Source organism: Streptomyces sp. SID5643 (genome assembly GCF_009872555.1).
In the GTDB taxonomy this organism is placed as follows: domain Bacteria; phylum Actinomycetota; class Actinomycetes; order Streptomycetales; family Streptomycetaceae; genus Streptomyces; species Streptomyces iakyrus.
On the sequence record NZ_WWIC01000193.1, the window covers coordinates 22,837 to 35,595 of the forward strand.

General features: G+C 68.9%; 13 protein-coding genes and 1 pseudogene. 12 read left to right on the forward strand and 2 right to left on the reverse strand.

Translation table 11 applies throughout. The annotated features are described in order from the left end of the window. Window positions 1-6 precede the first annotated feature (6 nt). The 10 genes from GTY56_RS22155 to GTY56_RS22200 all read left to right on the forward strand — a co-directional run bounded on the left by GTY56_RS22155 (window position 7) and on the right by GTY56_RS22200 (window position 8,601). The gene (locus GTY56_RS22155; RefSeq protein ID WP_161367085.1) at window positions 7-963 is read left to right on the forward strand and encodes a DnaJ C-terminal domain-containing protein; all 957 of its coding nucleotides are present in this window, start codon (window positions 7-9) and stop codon (window positions 961-963) included. Continuing rightward, a complete protein-coding gene (locus GTY56_RS22160) occupies window positions 963-1,370 on the forward strand; it encodes a chaperone modulator CbpM (protein ID WP_161367086.1) in 408 nt (135 codons plus the stop codon). Before GTY56_RS22155 ends, GTY56_RS22160 begins: the two co-directional genes overlap by 1 nt. Next, on the forward strand, window positions 1,361-4,000 hold the full coding sequence (gene clpB, locus GTY56_RS22165) for an ATP-dependent chaperone ClpB (protein ID WP_161367087.1): 2,640 nt from the start codon (window positions 1,361-1,363) through the stop codon (window positions 3,998-4,000). The genes GTY56_RS22160 and clpB overlap by 10 nt, the downstream gene beginning before the upstream one ends. Next, window positions 3,997-4,455 carry a thioredoxin gene (gene trxA / locus GTY56_RS22170; RefSeq protein WP_161367088.1) on the forward strand — a complete coding sequence of 153 codons (459 nt, stop codon included), beginning with the start codon at window positions 3,997-3,999 and terminating at the stop codon, window positions 4,453-4,455. The genes clpB and trxA overlap by 4 nt, the downstream gene beginning before the upstream one ends. Before the next feature lie 6 nt (window positions 4,456-4,461). Beyond that, on the forward strand, window positions 4,462-4,725 hold the full coding sequence (locus GTY56_RS22175; RefSeq protein ID WP_102639448.1) for a UBP-type zinc finger domain-containing protein: 264 nt from the start codon (window positions 4,462-4,464) through the stop codon (window positions 4,723-4,725). After that, window positions 4,725-6,506, forward strand: coding sequence for an FAD-dependent oxidoreductase (locus GTY56_RS22180; RefSeq protein WP_161367089.1), 1,782 nt, complete (start codon window positions 4,725-4,727; stop codon window positions 6,504-6,506). Before GTY56_RS22175 ends, GTY56_RS22180 begins: the two co-directional genes overlap by 1 nt. A 57-nt stretch (window positions 6,507-6,563) precedes the next feature. Then, window positions 6,564-7,061 carry an Hsp20/alpha crystallin family protein gene (locus GTY56_RS22185; RefSeq protein WP_381028159.1) on the forward strand — a complete coding sequence of 166 codons (498 nt, stop codon included), beginning with the start codon at window positions 6,564-6,566 and terminating at the stop codon, window positions 7,059-7,061. Between the two features lie 373 nt (window positions 7,062-7,434). Beyond that, window positions 7,435-7,725 carry a hypothetical protein gene (locus tag GTY56_RS40715; RefSeq protein WP_237524970.1) on the forward strand — a complete coding sequence of 97 codons (291 nt, stop codon included), beginning with the start codon at window positions 7,435-7,437 and terminating at the stop codon, window positions 7,723-7,725. Window positions 7,726-7,746: 21 nt separating this feature from the next. Further along, window positions 7,747-8,139: a DUF2267 domain-containing protein gene (locus tag GTY56_RS22195; RefSeq protein WP_161367090.1), complete on the forward strand. Its 393-nt coding sequence runs from the start codon at window positions 7,747-7,749 to the stop codon at window positions 8,137-8,139. A 33-nt stretch (window positions 8,140-8,172) separates the two neighbouring features. Beyond that, window positions 8,173-8,601 (forward strand): DUF2267 domain-containing protein, encoded by a 429-nt coding sequence (locus tag GTY56_RS22200; RefSeq protein WP_161367091.1) that lies wholly within the window; start codon window positions 8,173-8,175, stop codon window positions 8,599-8,601. Window positions 8,602-8,698: 97 nt separating this feature from the next. Here GTY56_RS22200 and GTY56_RS22205 read toward each other — a convergent pair whose 3' ends face one another. Both GTY56_RS22205 and GTY56_RS22210 read right to left on the reverse strand, forming a co-directional pair. Further along, the gene (locus tag GTY56_RS22205) at window positions 8,699-9,892 is read right to left on the reverse strand and encodes a PP2C family protein-serine/threonine phosphatase (RefSeq protein ID WP_161367092.1); all 1,194 of its coding nucleotides are present in this window, start codon (window positions 9,890-9,892) and stop codon (window positions 8,699-8,701) included. Between the two features lie 143 nt (window positions 9,893-10,035). Further along, window positions 10,036-10,485, reverse strand: coding sequence for a DUF1931 family protein (locus GTY56_RS22210; RefSeq protein ID WP_161367093.1), 450 nt, complete (start codon window positions 10,483-10,485; stop codon window positions 10,036-10,038). A 389-nt stretch (window positions 10,486-10,874) separates the two neighbouring features. On the opposite strand from GTY56_RS22210, the gene GTY56_RS22215 reads away from it, so the two are divergent. Both GTY56_RS22215 and GTY56_RS22220 read left to right on the forward strand, forming a co-directional pair. Continuing rightward, window positions 10,875-11,996: a hypothetical protein gene (locus tag GTY56_RS22215; RefSeq protein ID WP_161367094.1), complete on the forward strand. Its 1,122-nt coding sequence runs from the start codon at window positions 10,875-10,877 to the stop codon at window positions 11,994-11,996. 284 nt (window positions 11,997-12,280) lie between these two features. Next, window positions 12,281-12,572 (forward strand): annotated as a pseudogene (locus GTY56_RS22220) (hemerythrin domain-containing protein); the annotation flags it as partial. Between the last annotated feature and the right edge of the window lie 187 nt (window positions 12,573-12,759).

The window sequence follows — 12,759 nt, forward strand, 5'->3', positions numbered from 1 at the left end:
CCGGTCATGGCACGGGACTTCTACGAGGTGCTGGGCGTGTCACGGACCGCGAGCCAGGACGAGGTCCAGCAGGCATATCGCCAACTCGCCCGCAAGTACCACCCCGACGTCAACAAGGACCCGGGGGCGGAGGAACGCTTCAAGGACCTCAACGAGGCGTACAGCGTCCTGTCGGACCCCAAGACCCGGGCCCGTTACGACCGCTTCGGCGAGGACTTCCGGAAGGTCCCCGAGGACTGGGAGGAGCGGGTCGGTGCAGGCGCCGGACCCGGCGGCGGCTTCCGCGCTCGGAGGACCGCGGGCGCGGGCGGCCCCCGTGTCCGGTACACCACCGGCTTCGGCGACGGCTTCGGAGCGGAAGGCATCGACATCGAGGACTTGCTCGGTTCCATGTTCGGAGCCGGCGCAGCCCCGGGCGGCGTCCCTGGAGCGGACCAGGAGGCCGAGCTGCCGCTCACCGTCGAGGAGGCGTACCTGGGCGGCCGCCGCACCGTCACGCTCGCCGGCCCCACCGGGCAGCCGCGACGGTACGAGGTCGACGTACCGCCCGGCGTCACCGACGGGCAGCGCATCCGCCTGGCGGGCGAGGGCGGACGGGGCAGCGGTGACGCCGCCGCGGGGGATCTGTATCTGCGGGTGCGTATCCAGCCGCACCCTCGGTTCCGGCTGGACGGCCGGGACGTGTACGTGCAGCTTCCGGTCACCCCCTGGGAGGCGGCGCTGGGCGCGACGGTTCCGGTGCCCACGCCGGGCGGCGGCACGGCCAAGGTCACGGTGCCCGCGGGCTCGTCCAGTGGCCGGCGGCTGCGGCTGCGCGGCGAGGGCATGCCGAACCCGCGCGGTGCCGACGGCAACCTCTACGCCGAACTCCGCGTCATGGTGCCGCCCAAGCTCAGCGACCGGGAGCGCGAGCTGTTCGAGGAGCTCGCCGCCACCTCTTCGTACGACCCCAGGAGGACGTGATGAGCGACCGACCCTCATGGGCGGCCACCGGCGGCCGGACCGCCCGGGCCGACGCGGGCGGGCGTCCCGTACGCACGAGCGCCGGCTCCACGGCCGTGCGCTACGCGCTCGTCCCCGTACCCACGCTTTCCCTGGACACCGTGGCCCGCCGCTCGGGCCTGCACCCCGACCTGGTCCGCCGGTTCGTCGCCCTCGGCCTGGTCGACGCCGAACGCGACGCGGCTGGGCACCTGGTGTTCGACCCCGCCGCCCCGGCGGTTCTCGCCCGCGTCCAGCGGCTGCGCTCAGGACTCTGCCTCAACTACGCATCCATCGGTCTGGTGCTCGATCTGCTGGACCGCATCAGCCTGCTCGAAGCCGCACTGCGCCGCGCCGGTACGAGGAGTGACATACGGCCATGGACATGAACCGTCTCACCCAGAAGTCCCAGGAAGCCCTCCAGGAGGCGCAGACCGCCGCCGTCCGCATGGGCCAGACCGAGGTCGACGGTGAGCATCTGCTGCTCGCGCTCCTCGACCAGGAGGACGGCCTGATCCCGCGGCTGCTGCAACAGGCGGGAAGGGCGCCCGAGGAGCTCCGTGCGGCTGTGGGTGAGGAGCTTTCCCGCCGGCCCAAGGTGACCGGCCCGGGTGCGGCGCCGGGCCAGGTGTTCGTCACCCAGCGCCTGTCCCGGCTGCTGGACGCGGCCGAGCGGGAGGCCAAACGCCTCAAGGACGAGTACGTGTCCGTGGAGCACCTCCTGCTCGCCCTGGCAGAGGAGGGCTCGGCGACCGCCGCCGGACGGCTGCTCAAGGAGCATGGCATCACCCGGGACTCGTTCCTGAGCGCGCTCACCCAGATCCGCGGCAACCAGCGCGTCACCTCGGCCAACCCCGAAGTGGCGTACGAGGCCCTGGAGAAGTACGGCCGCGACCTGGTCGCCGAGGCCAGGAACGGCAAGCTCGACCCGGTCATCGGCCGCGACGCCGAGATCCGCCGCGTCACTCAGATCCTCAGCCGCAAGACCAAGAACAACCCCGTCCTCATCGGCGACCCCGGCGTCGGCAAGACCGCCATCGTCGAGGGCCTGGCCCAGCGCATCGTCCGCGGCGACGTGCCCGAAGGACTGCGCGACAAGACCGTGTTCGCACTCGACATGGGTTCCCTGGTGGCCGGAGCCAAGTACCGGGGCGAGTTCGAGGAACGCCTCAAGGCCGTGCTGTCCGAGGTGAAGGCCGCCCAGGGGCACATCCTGCTCTTCGTCGACGAACTCCACACCGTCGTCGGCGCCGGCGCCGCCGAAGGAGCCATGGACGCGGGCAACATGCTCAAGCCGATGCTCGCCCGCGGCGAACTCCACATGATCGGTGCCACCACCCTCGACGAGTACCGCAAGCACATCGAGAAGGACGCCGCCCTCGAACGCCGCTTCCAGCAGGTCCTGGTCGACGAGCCGAGCGTGGAGGACACCATCTCCATCCTGCGCGGACTGCGCGAACGCCTGGAAATCTTCCACGGCGTGAAGATCCAGGACACCGCGCTGGTGTCCGCGGCCACCCTCAGCCATCGCTACATCACCGACCGGTTCCTGCCCGACAAGGCCATCGACCTCGTCGACGAAGCCTGCGCCCGGCTGCGTACCGAGATCGACTCGATGCCCGCCGAACTCGACGAGATCACCCGCCGCGTCACCCGCCGGGAGATCGAGGAGGCCGCCCTCTCCAAGGAGACCGACCCCGCCAGCAAAACCCGCCTCGAGGAACTGCGCAGGGAACTCGCCGACCTGCGCGGCGAGGCCGACGCCAAACACGCCCAGTGGGAGGCCGAACGGCAAGCGATCCGCCGCGTGCAGGAACTGCGGCAGGAACTGGAGCAGGTCCGCCACGAGGCGGAGGAGGCAGAACGCGCCTACGACCTCAACCGCGCCGCCGAACTCCGCTACGGCCGTCTCCAGGACCTGGAGCGCCGGCTGAAGGCCGAGGAGGAGCAACTGGCCGCGAAGCAAGGGGAGAACCGGCTGCTGCGCGAGGTCGTCACCGAGGAGGAGATCGCCGAGATCGTCGCCGCCTGGACCGGCGTTCCCGTCGCCCGCCTCCAGGAGGGCGAACGCGAGAAGCTGCTGCGCCTGGACGAGATCCTGCGCGAGCGTGTCATCGGCCAGGACGAGGCCGTCCAGCTCGTCGCCGACGCCATCATCCGCGCCCGCTCCGGCATCCGCGACCCCCGCCGCCCCATCGGCTCGTTCATCTTCCTCGGGCCCACCGGTGTAGGGAAGACCGAGCTGGCCAAGACCCTCGCCCGGGCCCTGTTCGACTCCGAGGAGAACATGGTCCGCCTCGACATGAGCGAGTACCAGGAGCGGCACACCGTCAGCCGGCTCATGGGCGCACCGCCCGGTTACGTCGGCTACGAGGAGGGCGGGCAGCTCACCGAGGCAGTACGCCGCAAGCCGTACTCGGTCGTGCTGTTCGACGAGATCGAGAAGGCCCACACCGATGTCTTCAACACCCTGCTGCAGATCCTCGATGACGGCCGCATCACCGATGCTCAGGGCCGCACGGTCGACTTCCGCAACACCGTGATCATCATGACGTCCAACATCGGATCCGAGCACCTCCTCGACGGTGCCACCGCCGAGGGTGAGATCAAACCGGACGCCCGCGCCCTGGTGATGGGCGAGCTGCGCGGGCACTTCCGCCCGGAGTTCCTCAACCGCGTCGACGACATCGTGCTGTTCAAGCCGCTCGGTGAGCGGCAGATCGAGCGGATCGTGGAGCTGCAGTTCGACGAACTGCGCCGTCGCCTCGCCGAGCGCCGCATCACCGTTGAACTCACCGAGCAGGCCCGGGAGTTGATCGCCCACCAGGGCTACGACCCGGTGTACGGGGCCCGGCCGCTGCGGCGTTACATCTCCCACGAGGTCGAGACGCTGGTCGGGCGCGCCCTGCTGCGCGGCGACGTACAGGACGGCGCCACGGTCCGTGTCGACGCCCAGGCCGGAGAGCTGGTGGTCACCTATGACCAGGCCGAGGACGTGAAGGGAGCGCAGGCGGCATGAGCACTGTTCAGGCCACCAACGTCACTTGCCCGCACTGCGGGCGCAAGAACCGGGTGCCCGTGTCCGCTGCGGGCCGCCCCAGGTGTGGCAACTGCAAGCAGCCTCTGCCGTGGATGGTGGACGCGGGCGACGACGACTTCGCCGAGGTCGTGGAGCGGGCCGACGTGCCCGTCGTGGTCGACTTGTGGGCCACATGGTGCGGCCCCTGCCGCATGGTGAGCCCCGCACTGGAGAAGGTCGCCGCCGATCTCGCCGGCCGAATCAAACTCGTCAAGGTCGACATCGACCAGAACCCGCGGCTGGCGCAGCGGTTCGAGGTCCAGGCGGTACCGACCCTGCTGGTCCTCGACAAAGGCCAGACCATCGCCCGGCAGGCGGGTGCCGCGCCTGCCCCTGCCCTGCGGCGGTGGGTGGAGCAGTCGATCGCGGGCCGTGAACCGGCCGGGAAAGGGTGATCAGCCATGACCGTACGAACCGACCCCCACCTCGCGCTCGTCCGCCCGGTCCGGCCACTGACCCCCGAAGGGTGTCAGGAGTGTCTGCTGCTCGGCTCTCCGTGGGTCCACCTGAGGCTCTGCCTGACCTGCGGCCACGTCGGCTGCTGCGATTCCTCGCCGAACCGGCACGCGCGCCGTCACGCCGCCGCCGACGGCCATCCGATCGCGGCGTCGATGGAGCCCGGCGAGGACTGGCGGTGGTGCTTCGTCCACGAGGCGTTCGTGTGATGTCCGGCGACGAGAGGCGGCCGAGCGCAGCGCAGGTGCCGGACGAGACGGAGGAGAGCGTCCCCTTCGAGACCGCCGACATCTACGGCGCCTACCCCCGTCTGCCGGAGGATCAGATGGACCGCCTGGCGCAGCGTGGCCGGCGGCGCGCGGTCGACGCCGGCGATGTGTTGATCCGGGAGGGGGAGCGGTGCGAGACGTTCTACGTCGTCCTCAGCGGCTCGGTCGCCATCGTCGAGGACTACGGCACGCCCGACGAACGTCTGCTGCGTGTGCACGGCCCCGGCCGCTTCATCGGTGAACTCGGGCTCCTGAACGGGCAGGTGGCCTTCTACACCGCTACGGTCAGGGACCCCGGTGAGGTCCTCGCCCTTTCCATGGATCAGCTGCGTGACCTGGTGACCCGGGACTCCGTCCTTGGCGATCTGGTGCTGCGTGCCTGCCTCGGCCGCCGTGCCCTGCTCGTCGGGCAGGGCGCCGGTTTCCGCATCGTCGGCTCGCGCTATTCGCCCGACACCCGGCGACTGCGTGAGTTCGCCGCCCGCAACCGGCTGCCGTACCGCTGGATCGATCTGGAGACGGACGAAGAGGCCGAGGAGCTGCTGCGCCGCTTCGGCGTAGATCCGGAGGAGACACCGCTCGTCATCTGGCGGGACACCACTCTGTTGCGCAACCCCAGCAACGCGGAACTGGCCCGGCTCATGGGCCTGCCCTCGCTGCCTGCCGGAAACCATCACGGCGATCTCCTGATCGTCGGCTCCGGACCCGCCGGTCTCGCCGCCGCGGTGAACGCCGCCTCGGAGGGCCTCGACACGACCCTGGTCGAAGCGATGGCCACCGGCGGTCAGGCCGGGACGTCGTCCCGCATCGAGAATCTGCTGGGCTTCCCCTCCGGCATCTCCGGCGCCGAACTCACCGACCGCGCCGTGCTCCAGGCCGACAAGTTCGGCGCCCGGATCAGCGTCCCGGCGGAGGCGGCCCGCCTCGAACCGCGGGACGGCCATTACGCCGTCGGGTTCGCCGACGGCAGCGAGATCAGCGCCCGCACCGTCGTCCTGGCCACCGGCGCCCGCTACCGCCGCCTCCACGTGCCCGGCATCGAACGCCTGGAGGGAACGAGCGTCCACTACTCGGCGACCGTCTACGAAGCCCAGCAGTGCCGTACCGACCCGGTGGCCGTCGTCGGCGGCGGCAACTCCGCGGGCCAGGCCGTACTCTTCCTGGCCGGGTACGCACCGCAGGTGTACCTGCTCGTCCGTGGGCCGAGCCTCGAGGCACACATGTCCCGCTACCTGATCGATCAGGTCGAGCGCCACGCGCGGGTGCGGGTGCTGCTGCGCACCGAGACGACCGAGGCACTCGGCGACAAGGTGCTGGAGGCGGTCACCGTGGTCGACCACCGTACGGGCGAGCACCGGCAGCTCGCGGTGCGGGCCCTGTTCGTGTTCACCGGCGCCGAGCCCCACACCGAGTGGCTGTCCGACGCGCTCGCCCTCGACGCGCGCGGCTTCGTGCTCACCGGGGCGGAGGCGCAGGCCTGTTCCGTCCCCGGACTGTGGCAGAGCCAGGGCCGCGACTGCCTGACGTTGGAGACCAGCCTGCCTGGCGTATTCGCCGCCGGCGACGTCCGCAGCGGCTCGGTGAAACGCGTGGCCTCCGCGGTCGGCGAAGGCGCGATGAGCATCCACTTCGTGCACCGCTACCTGGGCCACACGGCCGCGCCCGGCGGCACCGACAGCTCCCCGCACACCCGTCCGAAGGAGTCCGCTTGGCTCGGATGACACCCAGCGGGCGACGAGATCACGAAAGATCACGAAAAGGAGAAGGAGGCGATGGGAATGGCCACGCCCGTCCGGCACCACCGAGGTGCCGCCATGCAGGCCAGGCCGCTTGGCTGGGCACGCAATCCGCTGACGGAGTTCGACCAACTGCTCAGCGAGATGAGCGGGCTGATCGAATCCACGGTGGGAGGCGCGGCGACCGCAGTGGCGTGGACACCCCTGGCGGATGTCACGGAGTCCGACGACGCCTTCCACGTCGAGATCGAACTCCCCGGCGTCAAGAGCAAGGACATCGACGTCGAAGCGAACGGCCAGGAACTGGTGGTCACCGGAGAGATCAAGGAGAAGGAACGCAAAGGCGTCCTGCGCCGGAGCACCCGCCGCACCGGAGCCTTCGAGTACCGGCTGCGGCTGCCCGGAGAGGTCGACACAGAGAAGATCAACGCGCAGATGTCGGACGGGGTGCTCACCATCACCGTGCCCAAGGCCGAGGTCGCAAAGCCCCGGCACGTCGAGATCAGCGAGACGAGTGAAGGCACCGGGAGCAGCGGCTGACAGGCGAACGCCGCGGTTCCGGACACCCGTCCGGCACCGCGGCCGGGCCATGAGGCTTGACGCCCGGGGTGACCCATGAACGACGTCCCTTCTCACAACCCCTCACGGCGGCGGAGACGCGGCACGTTGCTCGCCAGCGGCTTCCTTCGGCGACGCAGACGCCAGGCGCACAGCAGCCGAATTCCGCCCACGGCCGTGCCGATCGCTACAGGACGCACGAGACCGACTCCGCCCCGCACACGTCCGGCAGGCCGCGCAGGGGCGGGACCTGCGGATCGCCGACCGCATCGCCCGCCGTCAGGAGCGGGAGCGCACCGGAGCCCGCCGCTACCGCCCGGGCCCCTGACGGGGCAGCACCCCGTACTCGCCTCGGATGGCCGGCATCGCGGGCACGGCAAGCCGTTCGTCCGCCATGGCCGAACAACGCCTCGACGACGAGGTCGAACAGATCACCCACGCGCTCCAAGAATCCGGCCCGACGAGCCGCGACCGACTCGAACCGGCCGTGGGCGGCCGTTCCTGGGGCCCCGGACGCTTCCGCCGTGCCCTGCGTGAGTCCGAGCGGGAGTCGAGGGCCAGGAGCCCTGCCGACGGCAGCTACGCGCCGACGGACGGACGCGGCCGACCCGACAGCGCATCGGGCGACCCCCATGACCAGCGGTGACCGCGGCAGAAGGAGGCAGCGATGAAATACGACGGATTCCTCGCCCATGTACGCGAGCGAGGCGAATACAAGGATCAGAGCGAAGCCGCGGACGTCACCAATGCCGTGCTGGAAGTCCTGGCCCAACGGATCAGCCCGGGAGAGGTCAAGGACCTCGCATCCCAGCTGCCCGGCCCGCTGGGAGAGGTTCTGGACCAAGCCACGCCGCAGAAGGCGCAGAGCTTCGGGATCGAAGAGTTCTACCGCCGGGTCGCCGAGCGCACGGGTGCCCGGCCGCGTACGGCGCAGTGGGACGGTAGCGCGGTCCTGACCACCGTTGCCGACGCTGTCACCGGCGGAGAACTGAATCAGATCATCAGCCAACTCCCCTCCAGTTACGCGGTTCTGTTCGGCAAGGCCGACCTCGCGGACTGAGCCCTGAGGCGCCCAGAACGAAAGGCCCACGAAATGGTCGATACAGGTTTGTCCTCGTTCGACACCATGGTGGACAAGGCCAATCGGCTCCTCAGAGATGTCGAGGAGGCTTTCGAGTGGCCCAAAGAACGGCGTAAGCAGTCGTACGCGGCACTGCGGGCCGTGCTGCACCCGCTTCGGGATCGTCTCCCGGTCGAGACGGCCGTACAGTTCGGAGCCCAACTGCCGACCCTCGTCAGAGGCGTCTACTACGACGGCTGGAGGCCTGCCGACACGCCCGTGAAGATGAGCAACGAGGAGTTCTTCGCACGGGTCCGGAGCGAATTCCCCTACGCGGTCGAAGGCGGCGACGAGAAGCTGGTGCGCACCGTGTTGAAAACTCTGGAGCGCCATGTGAGCGCCGGAGAATGGCAGCACCTCACATCCCGGGTGCCGAACTCGTTTGCCGCGCTCCTGCCGTGACCCCGGTGGAGGAGGTCACGCGTGCGGTCAGACGGCAGGGCAGGCCTACGGCGCCCGGCCGTCTTCCGGCGTCACGTGCGCCTTCCGGCTCTTGCGGTCACGGGTCAGGGGGCTGCCACTCGAACATCAAGATCGTGGCGTCGTCGCTGAGTTCGTTGTGCTGATGCTCGAGGATGGCATGGATGAGCAGGCGCAGCACTTCCGGGGCGCTCTGCCCTGCTGCGGTCGACCGGATGATGTAGTCGGTGAAGCGCTCCAGGCCGAACTCTTCGCCCGCCTCGTCGCGTGATTCCACGACGCCGTCCGAGTAGAGCAGTATGCGGTCACCGGGCTCGAGACCGACGTCGTGCACCTGACGGGCGGTCCCGGCGAGACTGGCGGGCAGACCCAAAGGAGGCTCAGGTGGCCGCTCCAATGCCTTGTGGAGCAGGCGGTGGCGACGGATGAGCAACGGAGGCGGGTGGCCGCAGTTGCACCAGCGCAGCACCCCGGTGGGCATGTGCAACTGGGTGAAGACACCCGTGCAGAACTGCTCGGGAAGCCACTTCGCCAATGCCTTGTCCATGGTACCCACGAGGTCGTTCAGGTCTGCCCCGCTGCGCCGGGCGTTACGGCAGCCTGCCATGGCGACGGAGGTGGCAAGTCCGGACGCCAGATCGTGCCCCATGCCGTCGAGGACTGCGGCGTGCAGAACGTCCTCGGTGAACGCATGGTCGAAAGCGTCGCCGCCCAGTTCGTACGCAGGCTCCAGAACCGCCGTCGACACGACCCGCCCGGTGCCGATCGACCGGGGAGGGAGAAAAGCTCTCACCATCTCCGTGGGCAGGTGCATCGGCCTGGTGCGCATGCGCTGCGCGATGGTGTCGCTGTAGGTGCGCTTGGACGTGATGATCAGTGCGAGGATCAGCGCCGCCGTTCGACAGCGCCGTAGCTTGAGCCCGTCCAGGGTGCTCATGTTCAGCTCCACGACGCCCCACCGCTCCGCTCCGTCCGCCAGGGGTAGCCACACAGTCAGCCCTCCGGAGGGGGTTTCTTCCATTCGGAGGGAGTCGGTGCGGTAGGCCCATCCGGCCAGAGACGTGTCGAGCTCCAGTTGGGGCTCGCCTTCGGCAAGCGGCACCAGCAGTCTTTGCTGGATGTCGACCAGATAGATAACGGCCCTGCCCAGGCCCATGGCCTCGGAATACCGGTTCAGGACCACGGGCAGTTCCGCAGGTGATGCCAGCTGGGCCGCCCTGACCAGTTCCTCCAGCAGCCGCTCACCGGACCCGACGGACACGTTCCTGTCCATGCCTTCGATGATCCCTTCGAGGTCGGGCCGTCACGGTCTGAGCTCTCCGACTCTCAATCTGGAGCACGTCGTTGCGGCAGCCGAGGAAGCAGAACACGCTGACACTGTTCGGCCGTGGCTGCACAGCCTGTTCCAGTCGCTGCTCACAGCAGGAGGTCGAAGACGGCGCGAGCCTCGTCCCAGTGCTGGGTCTGGGGATTCTTCAGGTCGGGGTGGAGGATCTTGAAACTCTGGGCAAGGGCCAGGCTGAGTCCGCCGATGATGTCCGGATAGGCCGCCTCGGTCTCCTCATCGGGCGTACGGTCCAGAGCGGGATGGGTGGCGAGCTGTTCCAGGATCGGCTTGAGTTCTACTTCCTGGTCGATCTTCCGGAAGCGGTGGATGCTCTCCTGCAGGCCTTTCGTGATCGGTAGGTCAGATGTCCGGATGATGTCGCGCCCGTTGGCCTTGGCGGTGGCCTGGGCGACGGTCAGCAGATCGTAGAGCTTGGCATCGACGAAGTCGCTGTGGCGCTTGAGATCGTTCTTGTCGACGTTCAGTCCTGCGGCCGCGCGAAAGAACTTCTCGAATCTGGCGATGGACATCACGGTCATGATGGCAACCTCCGGCTGCGGGAGCCGGCCGGCTCCCGGCCCCTGGGCTCCCAGACAGCCTGGCCGACGGGAGCGCACGAACGCATGCGTATGTCGGGCCCAATCAGCCTCCCTGTTTTGCCCTGCCAGGCCCATGCGTCCGACTGCCTGGGGCGTTGGATGGGCCTGCGGACCGACGGCAGGGCCGGAACGCGCTCGGGAGAGGCTGGTGAGCAGCAGCCCGGGCCGGTTCGCGGTGGCGGACGCGCTCGTGTACCGGTGGTGGGTGCAGGCCGTGTGCCGCCTGCACCTTCAGGCGGGGGCCGGCGTGTCACGTGGCGTGGACGTTACCGCGGCGGTGTCCGTGGGCACCCGGGACCGGTGGTGCAGCCGACGAGGAGGGTCTGGTCATGGAGCTGTCGTCTCAGGGCGTTACGGTCGTGGCTCTCCTGGCGGATCCGGATGCGCCGACGGAGATCGCGCAGCGAATGGCCCGGACACTTTCCGCTCGGCTCACCGACAAGTCGGGTCAGGAACGACGGTTCGACGTCGAGGTGGTCAGTGAGCCCTTCACCTCGGGGACGGAGGACCAGCCCACCTTGATGCGCAGGATCAAGGACCGTGGGAGTGCGGAGAACTGGGACATCGTCGTGGCCCTCACCGACCTTCCGCTGCACTCCCACGGGCGCAGGCTTGCTGTGCATCTGAATCACGAACACGGCTTGGCGCTGCTCTCTCTTCCTTCACTGGGGGGCCTGCGGCTGCAGACGAGGGCCCGGCGAGCCGTCGAAGAAGCCGTGCTCGGCATGGCGAGTCCGCAACCCGATGGTGCTGAAGGAACTTCGCGAAGTCAGCCACTTCCGGAGCCCTCCGTCGATCGTCTCGCCCCTTTTCATCCGGGCCGGACCGATGAGAAGGAGACCGACGATCTTCGGTACGTGGTCAGCGGGCCGCGCGGTTACCTGCGGGTGCTCGCCGGTATGGTCCGCGCCAACCGGCCGTGGCGGTTGGTGCCGGGCTTGTCGAAAGCCCTGGCGGCCGCGCTCGCCACGGGGGCAGTCGCCACCGTGAACTCCACCGTCTGGAGCCTGGCCGCGTCCCTCAGCACGCCACGCCTTGTCATCGCCACCGTCGGATCTGTCGCGATCATGATCGGCTGGCTGATCATAGACGCGGAGTTGTGGCATCGATCATCAGAGAGCTCGCCGGAAGCGAGGCAGAGGGCGCGGCTGTACAACGCATCGACGGTCGCGACCCTGGGCATCGGGGTGCTCGTCTGTTATGCGGGGTTGCTGGTCATCAACTGGGTGTGGGCGCTGTTCATCCTCAACGACCAAGTGTTCGCTTCCATGACGCGAACACCGCTGCACGCCGAGGAGTACTTGACGCTGGCCTGGTTCGTGGCTTCGGTCGCCACCGTGGGCGGCGCACTGGGATCAGGCTTGGAGAGCGACGAGGCGATCCGGGCGGCCGCGTACTCCAAGCGCGAACAGGAACGTCGCCGCAAGCTTCAGGACGGCCAGGATGACTAAACTGCTGGTCACGGGGCAACCCTAGGGCGTGCTCGTGGATGCCCGCCAGGTCGAGTGAGCCGAAGGCGAGCACACCGGCCGGGCAGGTATTGAAGAGGGGCCATCCCTGGTACTGATCAGGAGCGGTTGGCCGCAGTATTAGTCGGGCCGTACGAGAAACAGGGTGCGGTCGTAGGGGTAGGCGGCGTCCGGCTGGTGGAAGAGGACCGCTCGCGCAGGTCGTGCACATTCATGCTGGCGCCTTGGCGGCTGTCCCGGTGAGGCTGTACAGGCCGGTGTCCAACGAAGAGTTGGAACACGGCAAGGAGGAGCACAGGGGGCAACAGGGCACTCCTGGAACTCCTGGAAGTCGACGAGGTCGGCTCCCAGGAGTGGGACGAGAGGCTGGAAGATCTCATTCAGGCCGTCACCCACCACGCCGACGAGGAGGAGCGCACCATCCTCAACGGAGCGCGCGCGAACGTGGCCACGGAGCGCCGCGAGGAACTGGCCGAGGCGTTTGTGGAAGAGCGCGAGCGTCAGCTGAAGGCAACCTGCGGTGCCGTCGACAACGTGCGCCGCATCGTCAACTCCTGACTGCGACCCGTGCCACACCCCGGACGGTCGGCGCTGGGAGGAGGCAGCCGTGACCTTCCGGTTACCGCGCAGTTCCTTTTTCCTGGGTGCAGGGCGACGGCCGTAGGCTGATCTGCGGTCCTCCCAGGCCTCGACCAAGGCGTCCGCCCCCGCGACTCTCCGCCGGTCGGTCAGGGCCGCCGTCCGA